17 protein-coding genes are annotated in these 15,042 nt (G+C 70.7%); 6 read left to right on the forward strand and 11 right to left on the reverse strand.

Annotated features, from left to right (window positions below):
- Positions 1-102: 102 nt before the first annotated feature.
- The 4 genes from ACFWHU_RS23130 to ACFWHU_RS23145 all read right to left on the reverse strand — a co-directional run bounded on the left by ACFWHU_RS23130 (position 103) and on the right by ACFWHU_RS23145 (position 3,686).
- Entirely contained in the window at positions 103-297 is a 195-nt protein-coding gene (locus tag ACFWHU_RS23130) for a hypothetical protein (protein WP_385793565.1), read from the reverse strand.
- 91 nt (positions 298-388) lie between these two features.
- Positions 389-1,270, reverse strand: coding sequence for an SDR family oxidoreductase (locus ACFWHU_RS23135; protein WP_385793567.1), 882 nt, complete (start codon positions 1,268-1,270; stop codon positions 389-391).
- Positions 1,267-2,184, reverse strand: a complete 918-nt coding sequence (locus ACFWHU_RS23140; protein ID WP_385793569.1) for an alpha/beta fold hydrolase — start codon at positions 2,182-2,184, stop codon at positions 1,267-1,269. Before ACFWHU_RS23140 ends, ACFWHU_RS23135 begins: the two co-directional genes overlap by 4 nt.
- Positions 2,181-3,686 (reverse strand): flavin-containing monooxygenase, encoded by a 1,506-nt coding sequence (locus ACFWHU_RS23145; RefSeq protein ID WP_387226804.1) that lies wholly within the window; start codon positions 3,684-3,686, stop codon positions 2,181-2,183. The genes ACFWHU_RS23140 and ACFWHU_RS23145 overlap by 4 nt, the downstream gene beginning before the upstream one ends.
- A gap of 151 nt (positions 3,687-3,837) precedes the next feature.
- On the opposite strand from ACFWHU_RS23145, the gene ACFWHU_RS23150 reads away from it, so the two are divergent.
- Positions 3,838-4,500 (forward strand): MerR family transcriptional regulator, encoded by a 663-nt coding sequence (locus ACFWHU_RS23150; protein ID WP_385793573.1) that lies wholly within the window; start codon positions 3,838-3,840, stop codon positions 4,498-4,500.
- A gap of 6 nt (positions 4,501-4,506) precedes the next feature.
- Here the strand turns inward: ACFWHU_RS23150 and ACFWHU_RS23155 are convergent, their stop codons facing one another.
- On the reverse strand, positions 4,507-5,307 hold the full coding sequence (locus tag ACFWHU_RS23155; RefSeq protein ID WP_385793575.1) for an exodeoxyribonuclease III: 801 nt from the start codon (positions 5,305-5,307) through the stop codon (positions 4,507-4,509).
- A 40-nt stretch (positions 5,308-5,347) separates the two neighbouring features.
- Here ACFWHU_RS23155 and ACFWHU_RS23160 point away from each other — a divergent pair, with 40 nt between their 5' ends.
- Positions 5,348-5,827, forward strand: coding sequence for a GNAT family N-acetyltransferase (locus ACFWHU_RS23160; protein ID WP_387226927.1), 480 nt, complete (start codon positions 5,348-5,350; stop codon positions 5,825-5,827).
- A gap of 68 nt (positions 5,828-5,895) precedes the next feature.
- Here the strand turns inward: ACFWHU_RS23160 and ACFWHU_RS23165 are convergent, their stop codons facing one another.
- Together ACFWHU_RS23165 and ACFWHU_RS23170 are read right to left on the reverse strand one after the other, a co-directional pair.
- Positions 5,896-6,303, reverse strand: coding sequence for a rodlin (locus tag ACFWHU_RS23165; protein WP_385793577.1), 408 nt, complete (start codon positions 6,301-6,303; stop codon positions 5,896-5,898).
- A gap of 191 nt (positions 6,304-6,494) precedes the next feature.
- A complete protein-coding gene (locus ACFWHU_RS23170; protein WP_385793579.1) occupies positions 6,495-6,905 on the reverse strand; it encodes a rodlin in 411 nt (136 codons plus the stop codon).
- Positions 6,906-7,124: 219 nt separating this feature from the next.
- On the opposite strand from ACFWHU_RS23170, the gene ACFWHU_RS23175 reads away from it, so the two are divergent.
- From ACFWHU_RS23175 to ACFWHU_RS23185, 3 genes are all read left to right on the forward strand, one after another.
- A complete protein-coding gene (locus ACFWHU_RS23175) occupies positions 7,125-7,535 on the forward strand; it encodes a rodlin (RefSeq protein ID WP_387226807.1) in 411 nt (136 codons plus the stop codon).
- Between the two features lie 279 nt (positions 7,536-7,814).
- Entirely contained in the window at positions 7,815-8,048 is a 234-nt protein-coding gene (locus ACFWHU_RS23180) for a chaplin (protein WP_385793584.1), read from the forward strand.
- Positions 8,049-8,208: 160 nt separating this feature from the next.
- On the forward strand, positions 8,209-9,120 hold the full coding sequence (locus tag ACFWHU_RS23185; RefSeq protein WP_387226810.1) for a chaplin: 912 nt from the start codon (positions 8,209-8,211) through the stop codon (positions 9,118-9,120).
- Between the two features lie 52 nt (positions 9,121-9,172).
- Here ACFWHU_RS23185 and ACFWHU_RS23190 read toward each other — a convergent pair whose 3' ends face one another.
- Positions 9,173-10,477, reverse strand: coding sequence for an FAD-dependent oxidoreductase (locus tag ACFWHU_RS23190; protein ID WP_387226812.1), 1,305 nt, complete (start codon positions 10,475-10,477; stop codon positions 9,173-9,175).
- A complete protein-coding gene (locus ACFWHU_RS23195; protein WP_387226814.1) occupies positions 10,462-11,781 on the reverse strand; it encodes an ATP-grasp domain-containing protein in 1,320 nt (439 codons plus the stop codon). Before ACFWHU_RS23195 ends, ACFWHU_RS23190 begins: the two co-directional genes overlap by 16 nt.
- 148 nt (positions 11,782-11,929) lie before the next feature.
- Here ACFWHU_RS23195 and ACFWHU_RS23200 point away from each other — a divergent pair, with 148 nt between their 5' ends.
- Positions 11,930-13,108, forward strand: a complete 1,179-nt coding sequence (locus ACFWHU_RS23200; protein WP_385793593.1) for a glycoside hydrolase family 26 protein — start codon at positions 11,930-11,932, stop codon at positions 13,106-13,108.
- Between the two features lie 37 nt (positions 13,109-13,145).
- On the opposite strand, the gene ACFWHU_RS23205 is transcribed toward ACFWHU_RS23200, so the two are convergent.
- On the reverse strand, positions 13,146-14,378 hold the full coding sequence (locus tag ACFWHU_RS23205) for a GNAT family N-acetyltransferase (protein WP_387226817.1): 1,233 nt from the start codon (positions 14,376-14,378) through the stop codon (positions 13,146-13,148).
- The gene (locus tag ACFWHU_RS23210) at positions 14,378-15,037 is read right to left on the reverse strand and encodes a lipopolysaccharide biosynthesis protein (RefSeq protein WP_385793596.1); all 660 of its coding nucleotides are present in this window, start codon (positions 15,035-15,037) and stop codon (positions 14,378-14,380) included. Before ACFWHU_RS23210 ends, ACFWHU_RS23205 begins: the two co-directional genes overlap by 1 nt.
- Positions 15,038-15,042: the final 5 nt, after the last annotated feature.

The raw sequence follows: 15,042 nt of genomic DNA on the forward strand, positions 1-15,042 counted from the left end.
ACACGGAGCCCGTCCGGCGATTGAGGACACCCGCCCCGGCCCGAACGTGGAAGCGCACCTGGTGCACAAGTCACCAGGTGCGCTCCGCCCCGAACTACACGCTCAGGCGTCGTAGTTGTCGTCGAAACGGTCACGCGCGTCCTGCGCACGCTGCCGCGCCCGCGCCTGCTCGTCCCGCGTCCCGTCCTCGTCCCGCGAGGAACGCTCCGACGAGTCGTCCTGCTTGTCGTTCATCTTCTTCTTCGCCTGGTCGGCGAGCGCCTGCGACTTGTCCTTGAACTGGTCCGCGATGCCCATGGGAAGTCACTCCTGGAAGTCCGGTGAGGCCCGTGGATGAGTCCCTGGGCCTCGACCAGACTTACACGCCCCGACATAGCTCGCATTTCGATCAATTACGCTGCGTACGCGCCTGCTCGTCGGCCGCCCCGCCCGCACCCACGAGCCCCTTGCCGACCCCGCCGAGCCGTGCGTCGAGGCTCCGCATGTGCCGGCTCCCGACGGTCGCGACGACGCCGGGCAGATATCCGCGTACGGACTGCATGCCCCGCAGCCACCACTGCGCGTACACATGCGCCGAACGCCGCTCGATCCCCGTCACCAGGCGCTCGACGGCGGGCCCGAGCGGGTACGTCTTGTTGGCCGGCCACGGCAGCCGCCGCCGCATCTCGCGCATCACCTCGTCCTCGTCCGCACCGCGCACCATGTCGGTGTCGGTCCAGGAGAGATAGCCGACGCCGACGCGGACGCCCTTGTAGCCGACCTCGGCGCGCAGGCTGTGCGCGAAGGCCTCGGCGCCCGACTTGGAGGCGCAGTACGCGCTCATCATCGGCGCCGGTGTGATCGCGGCGAGCGAGGCGATCTGGAGGAAGTAGCCGCGGCTCTCCATCAGTACGGGCAGGAACGCGCGCGCCGTCACCGCGCCGCCGATGAGGTTCACCTCGATGACCCGCCGCCACGCGACGGGGTCGGAGTCCAGGAACGGACCGCCCGCCGCCACACCCGCGTTGGCCACGACGATGTCGACCTTCCCGAAGCGCTGTTTGACCTCCTGGGCGACGCGGGTCATCGCCTCGTGGTCGGTGACATCGGCGTACCAGTGCTCGCACTCGGTGTGGAGCCTGCTCGCCACGTCCTTGAGTTCGTCGGCCTCCAGGCCCACCAGCGCCACCCTGGCGCCGCGCGCCGAAAGCTTGCGCGCCAGCAGTTCGCCCACGCCGCGGGCCGCGCCCGTGACGACGGCGACCTGCCCCTCCAGGCTGACCCTGCTCATACGGCACTCTCCTCGGTCGCGTTGTCCGCCGCCCGCTCGGTCCGCAGGTGGTCGTCCGCCAGCCCCCGGAGCACGGCGGTCACCGCCTCGGGCGCCTCCACGGGCGTCATGTGACCCATACCCGCCAGCTCGGTGAGGCCGACACAGTCGGGCAGCGCCTCGGCGAGCCGGCGCGCCAGCACCGGCGGCGTCAGCCGGTCGGCCGTCCCCGCGACGACAGCCGTGGGGACCCTCAACTCGCCCACGCCCGCGTCGAGATCGAGTTCGCCGAGGACGTGCGACCAGGCCACCCGGACGGCGCGCGGACACGCGTGCACTATTCGGGCGCAGGCGGCGACCCGGTCGGGCGCCGTACCGGGCCCCATGGTCCCGTACCGCAGGATCCGCTTCGAGACCGGCGTGACCGGCCCCAGCGGGGCCCGCGCGCCGAGTATCAGCCGCGTCAGCCGGGTCCGTACGCGCCCGGGGCGCATCGGCACCACCCGCGACTCGGCAACCAGCTTCGAACTGCCCGTGCTGCACAGCAGCGCGGCAGCGGCGTGCTCCCGGAAGGCGGGCCGCGCCGACGCGGCCATCAGCGTCATGCCGCCCATGGAGTGCCCCGCCAGTATGGCCTTCTCGCCCGGCGCGAGGGTCGCGCCCAGCACCGCCTCCAGGTCGTCGGCGAGCGCGTCGGTGGTGTAGCCGCTCCGGCCGACGGCGGGTGAACGGCCGTGCCCGCGCTGGTCGTAGACGATCACGCGGTGGTCGGCGGACAGCGCGTCTATCTGCGCGGCCCAGAAGAGAGTCGAGCAGGTCCAGCCGTGACTGAGAACGATCGCGGGCGCCCCCTCGGAGCCGTACACCTCGATGTGCAGGCGCGAGCCGTCGGCCGAACGCGCGCTCACTTCACGGGGGTTGGGTGTCGTCGTCATCGAAGTGCCTCCTTGTCCCGCGGCTTCCCGGTCCGTGCCCGTACAACGTCGTACTCCTCCAGGTCCACGGCCCGGGTCGCCCGGCGGAACTCGGTCGTCGTGCCCGGCCAGATGGTGGTGTTGCGCCCGTTGGCGTCCAGGTACCAGCTGGTGCAGCCGCCGGTGTTCCACACGGTGCGCTTCATCCGCTCCTGCACACGGTGGTTCCAGGCGTCGACGGCCGCGGGCCGGGGGGTGAGCGCGGCGCCCGCGCCGAGCGAGCCGAGGGCGCGCAGATAGTCGCCGAGATAGCTGAGCTGGGCCTCGATCATCAGGATCATCGAGGAGTTGCCGAGTCCGGTGTTGGGCCCGATGACGGTCATCCAGTTGGGGAAACCGGCGGCGGTCGCGCCGCGCAGCGACTCCATGCCGTCCTTCCACGCCTCGGCGAGCGTGATCCCGTCCGCCCCCACCACCCGGTCGGCGATGGGCATGTCGGTGACATGGAAGCCGGTGGCGAAGACGATCGCGTCGACCTCGGTCTCCGTACCGTCCGCGGCGACCACCGTCGACCCGCGCACCTCGGCGAGCGCGGACGACACGACGTCCACGTTGGGCCGCGCGAGCGCCGGATAGTACGTACTGGACAGCAGGATCCGCTTGCAGCCGATGCGGTACGAGGGGGTCAGCCTGGCCCGCAGCGCCGGGTCCTTGACCGCCCGCGCGATGTTGGCCTTCGCGACGCGCTCGACGAGCCCCAGCTCATTGGGGCGCTTGGTGAACGCCTGGACCTGCAACTCCCTGATCCCCCAGAGCAGTCCGCGCCGTGCGACGGCGGTGGCGGGCACCTTGCGGTGCAACCATCGCTCGGCATCGGAGATGGCCCGGTCGGCGCGCGGCAGCACCCACGGCGGCGTGCGCTGGAAGAGCGTCAGCCTGGCGACGTCGGGCTGGACGGCCGGCACGATCTGGATCGCCGACGCCCCGGTCCCGATCACGGCGACGCGCTTGCCCCGCAGGTCGTAACCGTGGTCCCAGCGCGCGGAGTGGAAGACCTTGCCGGGGAACGAGTCGAGTCCGGGCACGTCCGGCACCTTGGGGTCCGAGAGCGGCCCGGTGGCGGAGACCACGACATCCGCCGTGATGATCCCGCGCGAGGTCTCGATCTCCCAGTGCGCCGCGTCGGCGATCCAGCGCATCAGCAGCACCTCGTGGTTCAGCCGGATGTGCGGCCGGAGACCGAAGGTGTCGGTGACGTGCTCCAGATAGGCGCGGATGTGCGACTGGCCGGAGAAGACGCGCGGCCAGTCGGGGTTGGGCGCGAAGGAGAACGAGTACAGGTGCGAGGGCACGTCGCAGGCGCAGCCCGGATAACTGTTGTCGCGCCAGGTGCCGCCGACCGAGCCGGCCCGTTCCAGGACGACGAAGTCGGTGATCCCGTCGCGCCGCAGCCGGACGGCGGCCCCCAGGCCACCGAATCCGGATCCGATCACCGCCACCCGTACGTGCTCGTGCTTGGCCATGCCGCCGCCTCCCGCCGGAGTTCCGCACCGGACCGCGCCAGTAATCACTGGCACTGTTGGGAGAGTAGGGCAGCTCCTTACTCATGGGTAGGGGGCGGACGAGAAAAGTTACCGACGGTACGAGCCGGTGGCGAGACATAGGCTGGACGCCATGTCCGACCAGGAGGAAGTCCGCGAGGAGCCCCGCGAGTACCGCATGAAGGAGCTGGCCGACGCGGCCGGCATCACGGTGCGTACGGTGCGCTTCTACCGCGAACGCGGCCTGATCCCGCCGCCCCGCAGGGAGGGCCGGATCGCCTGGTACGACACCCACCACCTGGCCAGGCTCCGTACGATCGCCGCCCTGCTGGAACGCGGCCACACCCTCAACGGCATCGCCGACCTCGCCACCGCCTTCGAGAGCGGACGCGACGTGGGCGAGGTCCTGGGCCTCGGCGAACCGACCGAGGAGACACCGGTCCGTCTCACCCCCGAGGCCCTGGCCGACCACTTCGAGGGCGAGGTGACGGCGGAGAACCTGGCCACCGCGCTCGAACTCGGCTACCTCGCCACCGACGGCGACGACCTCGTTCACATCAGCCGCCGCCTGCTGGACGTCTCCGCCGCCCTGGTCCGCGAGGGTGTCCCCCTGGCGGCGGTCTTCGAGGCGGCCCGCCAGGTCCGCACCCACGCGGACGCGCTGGCCGAACTCTTCGCGACGACGCTCCAGACCCACGCGGGCGCGACGGACCCGCAGACCCTGCGCCCCCTCGCCAAGAGCGTGGTGGACGCGGAACTCTCGATGGCCCTGGACCGCCGGCTGCGCAAGCCCTGAGGCCCGTTACCCCTGCTCGTAGACGACGCTCACCGGCGCGTGGTCGCTCCAGCGCTCCGCGTGGGTCGCCGCCCGCTCCACCCACGCCTTCACCGCGCGCTCCGCCAGCCCCGCCGTCGCCACGTGGTAGTCGATGCGCCAGCCCGTGTCGTTGTCGAAGGCGCGCCCCCGGTAGGACCACCAGGTGTACGGCCCGGTCTCGTCCGGGTGCAGCGCGCGGACCACGTCCACGTACGCCGCCTCGTCGAAGACCCGCGTCAGCCACGCCCGCTCCTCGGGCAGGAAGCCGGACTCCTTGCGGTTTCCCTTCCAGTTCTTGAGGTCGGCCTCGTGGTGCGCGATGTTCCAGTCGCCGCAGACCAGCACCTCCCGGCCGTCGGCCGCCGCGCGCTCCTTGAGGCCGACGAGGTACGAGAGGAACTCGTCCATGAACCGGACCTTCTGGTCCTGACGCTCCGTGCCCACGTCACCCGACGGCAGATAGAGGCTGGCCACCGTCACACCGGGCAGATCGATCTCGACGTACCGCCCGCTCGTGTCGAACTCCGCGCTCCCGAAGCCGATCCGTACCCGCTCCGGCTCGCGCCGCGAGTAGAGCGCGACGCCCGCCCGGCCCTTGTCGGCCGCCGGCGCGAACACCGTGTGCCACCCCTCGGGCTTCCGCACCGCCTCGGCGAGCTGATCCTCCTCGGCGCGCACCTCCTGGAGGCAGACCACATCGGCACCGGTCCCGGCCAGCCACTCCACGAAACCCTTCTTCGCGGCGGCCCGGAGCCCGTTCACATTCACGGATGTCACAGTGAGCATTCCGGCACCCTACCCAGGCTCTACGATCGATGCCGTGGCCATCCAAATACGTCAGGTCCCCGCCGACCACCCCGACGCCGTGAAGCTCGATGCCGAGGTCCAGCTCGAATACGCGGTGCGTTACGAGAGCGAGGGTGACGCCACCGTGCTCCACCCCCGGATGTTCGACCCGCCCCACGGTCTCTACCTCCTCGCCTACGACGCCGACGACCGCCCGGTCGCCACCGGCGGCTGGCGGTCGCAGGAGACCAACGACGAGGGCTACTCGGACGGCGACGCGGAGATCAAGCGGATGTACGTGACGGCGGAGGCGCGCGGCCTCGGGCTGGCCCGCCGTATCCTCGCGCGCCTGGAGGAGGACGCCCGTGCGGCGGGCCGTACCCGCATGGTGCTGGAGACGGGCACCAAGCAGCCGGAGGCCATCGCCCTCTACCGGTCCAGCGGCTACACGGACTGCGCGAAGTTCGGCCACTACCGGCACGACCCGCTCAGCGTCTGCCTGGCGAAGCCGCTGGGCTGAGGGGCCCCGGCACACGACAGAGCCCGGCCCGGCAGCCGAGCTGCCGGACCGGGCTCCGAGACGGAAGGTCAGCCGTTGCCGACGCCGTTCGCCGAGAGGAGGGCGATGTCCTCCAGGATGTGCGACAGGGGCTCGTCGCCCTTCGCCTGGGTGGAGTTCTCGGTGCACTGCTGGTTCTGCGGGGAGGACAGAACGTTGACGTCCTGGACCGTGATCGGGACGGCACCCGCGAGCCCGCCGAGGTTGGCCTTGACCGGCAGGCCGACGCAGGGCTTGTTGAGCGTGCCCTGCACGAGGCTGAGCTGGGGGCTCATGTCCCCGTGGGTCTCCGAGTTGCCGAACGACTGCTTGGCACCGTTACCGCTGAGCGACGTGGTGCCCGTGTCGTTGCCGATCGCCAGCGCCGGCGAAGCGGTGGCGGCGAGACCGCCGACCATCGTGGCGGCTACAGCGGCGGTTGCCCACAGCTTCTTCATTTTGTTGCCTTTCCAGAAATCCGGAACCCACCGGCGGAGTTCCGATATATTCAACCCGCCACGCGACGTTTGGTTACGCCCGCTCCCCCGAACGGCCCATAAGGCATATCGGCACGTCATGGCATTTACAGAAACGACCGGGTCACCGCCGAATTCAGCGGTGACCCGGCAGAGGCGATTCGGGGGCGATATCAGCCGTTGCCCGCACCGTTGGCCGACAGGATCGGGATGTCGTTCAGGATGTGCGAAAGGGGCTCGTCGCCCTTCGCCTGGGTGGAGTTCTCGACACACTGCTGGTTCTGCGGGGAGGACAGAACGTTGATGTCCTGGACCGCGATCGGCGTGGCACCCAGCAGGGACCCGGCGTTGATCTTGGCCGGCAGACCGATGCAGGGCTTGTTGAGCGAGCCCTGAATGAGCGCCATCTGCGGGCTCATGTTCCCGTACGTCGCGGAGTTGCCGTACGCCTGCGTGGCACCGTTGCCGCTGAGCGACGTGGTGCCCGTGTCGTCACCGACGGCGAAAGCGGACGGCGCGGCCATTGCCGACACGCCGACGAAGGAAGCAGCGACGGCTGCGGTAGCCATAATCTTCTTGATCACGATCAGTACCCTTCCGAAGGATGCCCCAAAGTCCCCGGGGCTCCATGAGCAACTAAACTCCGCAGGTTTGGTTATCGCGATTCACTCCAACGGCTCATTAGGCACCCAATCAGCCCGCATGCCGCCCGTGAGCCGAACGAGTGAAGCCACGGAACCAAACCCAGGGCATTCGGTTGGGCAGGCGTCACCACCTGCATTTCTTGAGAAAGGGAACCAGCCGTGATCAAGAAGATCCTGACGGCCGCGGCGATCAGCGCCTCCGTGGTCGGCGGTCTCGCCGCCGCCGCTTCGCCGGCGCTGGCGATCGGCAACGACACGGGCACGACGTCGCTCAGCGGCAACGGTGCCAAGCAGTCGTTCGGCAACTCGGAGACCCACGGGGACATGAGCCCCCAGCTCAGCCTCGTGCAGGGCACGCTCAACAAGCCCTGCATCGGCCTGCCGGCCAAGATCAACGCCGGGTCCCTGCTGGGTGCCACGCCGATCGCGGTCCAGGACATCAACGTTCTGTCCTCCCCGCAGAACCAGCAGTGTGTCGAGAACTCCACGCAGGCGAAGGGCGACGAGCCCCTTTCGCACATCCTGGAGGACATCGCCCTCCTCTCGGCCAACGGTTCGGGCAACGGCTGACAGCCACTGCCATTCGCGGCGGCACTCCGGACCGACGAAGGTCGGCCGGGGAGAATTCACCCCGGCCGACCTTCATGTCATATGAAGTTCCCGCGCCCTTGCGGAATCATTATTTCTCGCGGCGATCGAGTGAACCAACAAACGCCATAAATCAGGGCAGTTTCCTCATAAGCGCGTACTCGTTGGAGTTCCAGCAACGGCGGTGCGGGCCGATAGAGCTGTGTTCGCGTGGCAAACAAGAGCCGCGCGCGCGACCCCCGTTGCGGAAAGGGCTCAATAATGAATGGCAAGAAGGCAGCGACCATCGTCGCGGGCGTTCTCCTGGCCGTCGGTGCCGCGTCGCCGGCGATGGCCGACGCGGGCGCGGAAGGTGCCGCTGTCGGCTCCCCGGGCGTCCTGTCCGGCAACGTCGTCCAGATCCCCGTACACATTCCCATCAACGCGTGCGGCAACAGCATCAACGTGATCGGTCTGCTGAACCCCACCTTCGGCAACACCTGTGTCAACGCCTGACGTTCCTACGTCCGACGTATGACAGGCACTGAATCGCCCTGAGGGGCATCGGCCGGTCCCGAGGCGTACGGCGAAACGCGCCTCGGGATTGGCCTCAGTCGACACCGATACACAGATACACCGACGCACCGGCGAGACACCGGCGATATCAGGAGAACAGATGCGAGAACTCATCGGCAAAGGACTGCTCACCGCCGCGGCGGCGTCGAGCGTGCTGACCATGAGCGGTGGGTACGCCCAGGCCACCGACAGCAGTGCCACAGCCGCCGGGTCCCCGGGGCTGCTGTCGGGCAACAGCGTCCAGGCGCCCGTCGAGATCCCGGTCAACGTGTGCGGCAACACGGTGAATCCCGTCGGTGCGGGCAACCCCGCCTTCGGCAACGGCTGCGGCAACTCTTCCGGTGCGCACGCGGCGCCCAAGCACCACCAGGCCCCCCACACGCAGCACCACGGGCCGCGCACCGAGCCCGCGGCCCACGCGCAGGCCCCGCACGGCGGCCCGGCACGTACCGGCAACAACAGCCACGCCAACTCGACACACGGCGCCAACCCCCAGGGGCACGGCGGCGGTTCGCCCAAGAAGCACGGTCGGCACGCGGCCCCCGCAAGCCACACGGACCACAGCGGCTCGTCGGCCTCCGGCGCGGCCCTCAACTCCCCAGGTCTGCTGTCGGGGAACCACCTCCAGGCCCCGCTCCACGTCCCGGTGAACATCTGCGGCAACAGCGTGGACGTGGTCGGCGTGCTGAACCCGGCTTTCGGCAACTCCTGCGCCAACGGCGTCGACGGGAAGACCCCGGAAGCCCCGGTGCTCCCGCCGACCCCGGTCGACCCGCCCGACCCGCGCGACCCGTCGAAGCCGCCCGGGGACCGCAACGTCGAGCCCCCGAACGCGCCCGGCCCCCATGGACTCCCGGAGCAGCCGCGTGCCGTCCAAGAGGCGGGCGCCTTCGACCAGTTGGCCCATACAGGCGCGGACACGAACCTGCTCGCCGGCGCCGCGCTCAGCGCCGGGCTGCTGATCGGGGGCGGCATCCTCTACCGCCGCAACCGCTCCGGCGCGCGCGTCTAGTTCTACCGGCCGGGCCTGTACTCGATAACCGGGCGGGCTCCGTGCCCGTCCGTCAGAACCGCTCCATCCAGTTCGTCTGCGCCGCGCCGGCCGGGAGAATCTCGCGGGGCTCTCCCGGCCGCGTATCCCGGGGCCCCGTTCCCAGCCGGCGCCGCACCCCGCGTACCACCCGGCCCGCCGTGTACGTCGCGCCGAACACGAACCGCATCGACGGGCCGAACGACGGGGCGCTCAGCAGACCGGTCACGAACAGACCGGGGTGCGAGGTCTCGAAGACGGTGTCCGTGTCGGGGGCGGCGCTCGCGCCCACGGTGCGCAGTCTGCGGCGCAGCCGCTCGTCGAGCAGCCCGAGCCGGTCCAGGCCCGGGGTGAAGCCGGTGGCGGCGATGACATGGTCCGTCGTGACCGAGTCCACGGATCCGCGGGTGGAGACCAGGTCGAGCCGTACGCGGCCCCCGGCCGGGGCGGCGGCTGCGACGCTCTCGCCCAGCCGGACCTCCACCGCGGGCTCGAACCGCTCGCGCAGCCACCAGGCGCCGGCCGGGCCCAGCGCCGAGGTGAAGACGCGGGCCCGCGTCGAGGTGGGCAGCCGGTGGAAGACGCCGGGGGTCCGCGCGTAGAGCCAGTTGCGCCAGCCGCAGCCCAGGCCCGTGTGCGGGGCACGGGCGGCCTCGCCGAAGGGGCGTTCCAGGGGCGGTGGGAGGGTGTTCCAGTTCAGGTCGCGGGACCGGGCGACCACGCGTACGGACGTTCCCTGTTCCGCGAGGAGCGTCGCGGTCTCCAGCGCGGCCTGGCCCGCCCCGACGACCGTCACGTCCATGCCCTTGAAGCGCGTCAGGTCCGCGTGGTCGGTGCTGTGCGACACCCGCTCGGGCGGCAGTGCGCGCAGCGGGCCGGGGACGTCGGCGAAGGGCCGGACGCCGACGGCGAGCACCACCGTACGGGCGAGGAACGTCTCACCGCCGCCCGCGCCCGCACCGTCGCCGTCGTCGACGGTGACCTCGAACCCGCCGCCGGCCCGGGGCCGTACGGCGGTGACGGTCCGTTCCTCCACCGGGGGCGCCGCGTTGGCGGCGAACCAGAGGCCGTACGAGGCGAAGAAGCCGACCGGCAGCGGGACACCGTGCCGGACCTGGATCCCCTTGGTGGCCGCGTAGGCGGCCAGCCCGAACGCGCGCTTGGGGTCGGAGAGGTTCGACGCCCACGGCTCCGACTTCAGGAACATGCCCGAAGGCATCCCGTCCCGCCAGGCCGCCATCGGCCTGCCGAACACGCGTGGCTGGAGGCCGGCCGCCGTCGCGTGCGAGGCGATGGACAGCCCGTACGGTCCCGCACCCACAACTACCAAGTCCTGCATAGGAGTTCACCGCTCTCTCTGTTCTCTGACCGCTCTGGGGGGTTGCTGGGGCGCCGGCCGCGGCCACATGCCGCGCGCCGGAGCCAGGCCGCTGTCATGGCATAAGCCGGGCGCGGGTCGTCCCGTGCGAACCACGCCCTCTCCGTGCCCTGTGCCCGGACCCGCCGGTCCCCCTCACGCCCCCTCGACCGGTCCCGGCGCCCGGCCGGGGGGAGCGGGGACAGCAGGGACAGCAGCGCGTAGTTCTCGACCACGAAGGTCCGGCCGTACGCGGGGACCGGCGGCGGGACGGGGCGCCCGGTGAGGTCCAGATGCAGCGCCCGTACGACGTCCAGGCCCGACGCGTCGGTGAAGAGACGGAACTGGGCTCCGGGCCGCGGATTGAAGTCGAGCAGGTGGTACGCGCCGGTGGCGGGATCGAGCCGGAAGTCGAGATCGACGATGCCCCGGTAGCCGAGCGCGGCGATCACCTCGCGCGCGAGGTGATCCACGGCGGGGTTGGGCAGCCATCGGCCGACGGCCGTCAGCCCCGCCCCGACCGGCCACGACCGTTCCTTGCGTCCGGTCGCGCCCATCAGGAGGGTGCCGTCGCGACCGCTGTAGCCGTGGAAGAACCAGTCGAGGTCGGGGCCCGGCGGCAGCCGCCGCTGGAGCAGCAGCCGGCTTCCCGCCTCCGTACCGTGTGCGAAGAGTTCCCCGGCCTCCCGGGGCGAGCGGACGACGACGGTGCTGCGCAGCCCGGACCCCTCGGGCAGCAGCCAGGGCCGGCTCCATTTGGCGACCACCGGCAGCCCGAGCGCCGACGCCGCCCGCGCGGCCTCCCCGGGGTCGTCGGGGACGATCGTGCGGGGATGCGGCAGGCCGAGCGTGCCGCAGATGGCGGCCAGCTCCGCCTTGTCGGCGACCCGCTCCGGCAGCCCTGACGGCTGTTCGGGCAGGAGGTAGTGGCCGGCCAGCCGGGGCCGCAGCCGGGCGACGGAGATCGCGCTCAGATCGTCGAGCGGGACGAGGACGGCGGGGGTGCCGAGCCGCTCGGAGATCCGCAGCAGCAAGCCGTGCAGCTTCTCGTCCTCGGGCTCGGCCGCCCGGGGATCCGCCCCGTCGCCCGAGGCCCGGTCAGGACGCGGATGCGCGCTGTGCAGATACCGGGATCCGGCGACCGGGCTGCGGAGCGACTCGATCACCGCGTGCACCGTGATTCCGGCCCGGCCGAGGGATCTGACGGCGCCGAGGGTCCCGTGGTGGAACGGATTCCGGTCGAGCCGCACGAGCACGGCGGGGACGGTGCTGTCAAAGCTCACCACGGCGGTGTCCTTCATTTTCGATGGCCCATGCGAGGGATGGAATTCACGAACGGTCTATCAAAGCGGCCGACCGGATTCCCGATCGTCTTATTACAAATACTTTTGGATCAGTGCGACCAAGGAACGCGTCCCCTCATGAGGAGCACACATGTCCTATCGGCGCCGACGGATGATCAGCACCTGTCTGGGTGTCATCACGGCCGGCCTCCTCGTTTCAGGTTCCGTGCTGCCGATGGCGACCGACGTCGTCGGCCCCGAGGCTTCCGGCAGCCCCGCACCACCGGAAATCAAATCAACGGCGGTCGGCGCGTACCTCAATTACGGCCCCGATGGTGTCCGCCGCATGGCCGATTTGCAGAAGTGGCTCGGCGGTACGGAACTGCGGGTCGGGCACACCTACCTGCCGGGCGACGTGTGGTCCAACATCGAGGGCAGCCCGAGCTTCCTGCGTGACTGGGCCCTCTGGAAGAAGGCCGACGCCGACCGCATGTTCGTGCTCAACGTCCCCATGCTCGAACGCAACGAGGGCCGGGTCCACGACCTGCTCGTTGCCAAGGAGCTGCGCCGGGGCGCGCGGGGCGACTACGACCGGCACTTCAAGGTGCTGGCCGAGCGCCTTGTCTCGCTCGGTGTGCCGGACACCGTCCTCGTACTCGGCTGGGAGATGAACGGCACGACGTACACGCACCGTTGCGGCCCCGACCCGAAGGCGTGGAAGGCGTATTGGAAGCGGATCGTCGGCGCCATGCGCGCGGTGCCGGGCCAGAAATTCCGTTTCGATTTCGCTCCGAACCGCGGAAAGGACGCCATCGCCTGGACCGAGTGCTACCCGGGCGACGACGTCGTGGACATCATGGGAATGGACTCCTACGACCAGCCGCCGGGAGGGACATTCGAAGAGCAGGTGAATGAGCCTTTCGGACTCCGTAAGCATGTGGAGTTCGCCGCTGAACATGGAAAGGTGATCTCCTATCCGGAGTGGGGCCTCTTCCGTAACGGCGACAACCCCACGTACATGCGGGGCATGCTCAAGTGGTTCGAACAGCACCGGCCGCTCTATCAGACGCTCACGGATTACTGTCCGCACGGCGTGTGGCAGTGCGGTACGAATCCGAAGTCCTCGAAGGTGTTCCGTTCCACGCTGTACGGGCTGAAGCCGGAGCCCGAGCCGAGCACTCCCACGGTGCCCCGGCCCGGGCCCAGCACCCCGGGAAAGCCCGGGGCGCCCTCGAACTGCAAGCAGCTGACGCTCAGTTCGTGGGTCGAGGCCCTTCTCGGCGAGAAGGTCTGTCTGCGGGTCGGCAGCTGGGAGCGCTGGCTCTCCTGACCGCCTCGTCGCGGTGACGGCAAGGATCCCTTCGGGATCAGCCCTTGCCGTCACCGCCGCGGCGTGTCCGCTTCGCCAGGCCCGCCTTCATCGCCGGCAGCCGCTCGTTGACCAGGACGGCCGCCCGGTCGCGCGCGGCGGCCTGGGTGGCGACCAGCCGCAGCGAGGGGGCGAGCAGGCCGCGTGCCATCAGCAGTCGCTGGTTGCGGACGGTCTCCGGGCGCCAGTGGTGCTTGTACGGCTCGTTGCCGCGCAGCATGCTCAGCGTCGAGCGTCCGTCGGCGCTGAGCCGCCGGGCGCTCTCGCGCAGCAGCATCGTGGCCACGTCGACCTTCCGGTCGCGCAGCATCGGGTCCGCGCCGTACAGATAGCCGCCCCCGAGCCGCGGTGACATCAGCGTGAGGTCGGCGGCCACCACTTCGCCCCCGAGCAGGAACTCGGTGACCATCGCGTCGCCGTGCTCGACCATGGTCCGCACCGAGCGGGTCAGATGCGCCGAGAAGCGGGCGCTGAGGTGTTCGGTGGTGACGCCGCGTCCCTGCCACTGGAGCCGGTGCAGATGCAGGAGGCGTTCGACGGCGGTCGGGATCTCGTCGGCGGGCGCCACGCGCGCCTCGATGCCGAGCGAGTCGATCTTGCGGATCTTGGCCCTGGCGCGCTGGGCACGCGACGACGAGAGGCGGCCGAGCAGTTCGTCCATGGGGACGGCGGGCAGTTCGAGACAGGACGAGTCCGCCAGCCGGTCGCGCGGGCCGTCCCAGCACTCGTAGACACGTTCGACGGCGGCTCCGGGCCGTACCTCCCGCAGGTCGATGACGGCGCCGCGCGCGGCGACGGCGAGGGCCTTGGCGAGCGCCGGGGCCGCGATGTCGGCGCAGTCGTCGTCGAGCAGGACGTCGGAGAAGTCGGAGATGCCGCCGCCGAGCTGCACCAGGACGGGGACCGGCCGGTGCGTCAGCATCAGCGGGGCCGCGGCGACGAGGGTGCCGCCCCGGCGTACGAGGACGACGCGGAGCCGGCCGGGTGTGCCGTACGACAGCCACCAGGAGTGCAGCCAGGCGTGGCTCTGGAACGGGGTGGCCTGGCCGGAGCGGCGGTGCAGCGCGGTCCATTCGGCCGCGAGCGCGCCGAACCGGTCGGGGTCCCGGCAGATCTCCGAGGTCAGTGGTGTGAAGGTGCCTCTGCCGACGGGCGTGGCCGGGGCCGTGCGCGCGCGCACGAAGATCCGCCGGACAGGTCCTCGGTTCCGGGTGCTCGGTTCCGTCGCCATCACACGCTCTCCGTCTGCGGCACGGACGCCGTCGATGGGCCGGGGACCGTCGCGTGGACCTCTTCGCGCCGTCGCTTGGGGCGGACCAGCACACCGAGTCCGCCGAGCAGCCCGCCCGCGGCGGCGCCGACGAGCGCGGCCAGCGGCACCGACGGCGACACCGGGCTGGTGGGCTTGACCGCGCGGGCGAACTGGACCACCCGGACGTTCGTACTGCCCTGCATCTGCGTGCCGTTGAGCACCAGCGAGCGGGCGACGCCGTCGGCCATGCTGACGGCCGCCTGCGCGCCGCTCGACGTGGCCGTCACCGAGATCATCGGGGCGTCGGGCGAGGTGACCGTGGTGACGTTCTCCTTCAGGACCTTTTTGGAGACCCCGGCCCACACCTGGGCGTCGCCGACGGCGGCGACCTGCGAGGCGACCCGCCCGTACGCCTGCGCGAAGCCGAGCGCGGCGGCCGGGTCGGTCTTGTCGGTGGGTACGACGAGGACATAGCTGGTGGCGGAGTACTGCGGGGTGCGCAGCATGCCGTACCCGCCGCCCGCGAGCGCCCCGATCAGGACGGCGACGGGCACGATCCACCAGATGGGCGCTGCCTTCGCCGGGACGCTGCCGGGCCTGGTGCCCACGTGGCGTCGGCCGTTCTCGTTGTCGGTCATCGGTA

It is taken from the genome of Streptomyces sp. NPDC060366 (assembly GCF_042725135.1).
Lineage (GTDB): Bacteria > Actinomycetota > Actinomycetes > Streptomycetales > Streptomycetaceae > Streptomyces.

Excerpts from the sequence above, each read along its gene's own strand:
- ACFWHU_RS23185 (WP_387226810.1), top strand. The coding sequence starts at position 8,209 with ATGCGAGAACTCATCGGCAAAGGACTGCTCACCGCCGCGGCGGCGTCG.
- ACFWHU_RS23135 (WP_385793567.1), bottom strand. The coding sequence starts at position 1,270 with ATGAGCAGGGTCAGCCTGGAGGGGCAGGTCGCCGTCGTCACGGGCGCG.
- ACFWHU_RS23150 (WP_385793573.1), top strand. The coding sequence starts at position 3,838 with ATGTCCGACCAGGAGGAAGTCCGCGAGGAGCCCCGCGAGTACCGCATG.
- ACFWHU_RS23180 (WP_385793584.1), top strand. The coding sequence starts at position 7,815 with ATGAATGGCAAGAAGGCAGCGACCATCGTCGCGGGCGTTCTCCTGGCC.
- ACFWHU_RS23190 (WP_387226812.1), bottom strand. The coding sequence starts at position 10,477 with ATGCAGGACTTGGTAGTTGTGGGTGCGGGACCGTACGGGCTGTCCATC.
- ACFWHU_RS23130 (WP_385793565.1), bottom strand. The coding sequence starts at position 297 with ATGGGCATCGCGGACCAGTTCAAGGACAAGTCGCAGGCGCTCGCCGAC.
- ACFWHU_RS23200 (WP_385793593.1), top strand. The coding sequence starts at position 11,930 with ATGTCCTATCGGCGCCGACGGATGATCAGCACCTGTCTGGGTGTCATC.
- ACFWHU_RS23165 (WP_385793577.1), bottom strand. The coding sequence starts at position 6,303 with ATGAAGAAGCTGTGGGCAACCGCCGCTGTAGCCGCCACGATGGTCGGC.
- ACFWHU_RS23210 (WP_385793596.1), bottom strand. The coding sequence starts at position 15,037 with ATGACCGACAACGAGAACGGCCGACGCCACGTGGGCACCAGGCCCGGC.
- ACFWHU_RS23140 (WP_385793569.1), bottom strand. The coding sequence starts at position 2,184 with ATGACGACGACACCCAACCCCCGTGAAGTGAGCGCGCGTTCGGCCGAC.
- ACFWHU_RS23205 (WP_387226817.1), bottom strand. The coding sequence starts at position 14,378 with ATGGCGACGGAACCGAGCACCCGGAACCGAGGACCTGTCCGGCGGATC.
- ACFWHU_RS23155 (WP_385793575.1), bottom strand. The coding sequence starts at position 5,307 with ATGCTCACTGTGACATCCGTGAATGTGAACGGGCTCCGGGCCGCCGCG.
- ACFWHU_RS23145 (WP_387226804.1), bottom strand. The coding sequence starts at position 3,686 with ATGGCCAAGCACGAGCACGTACGGGTGGCGGTGATCGGATCCGGATTC.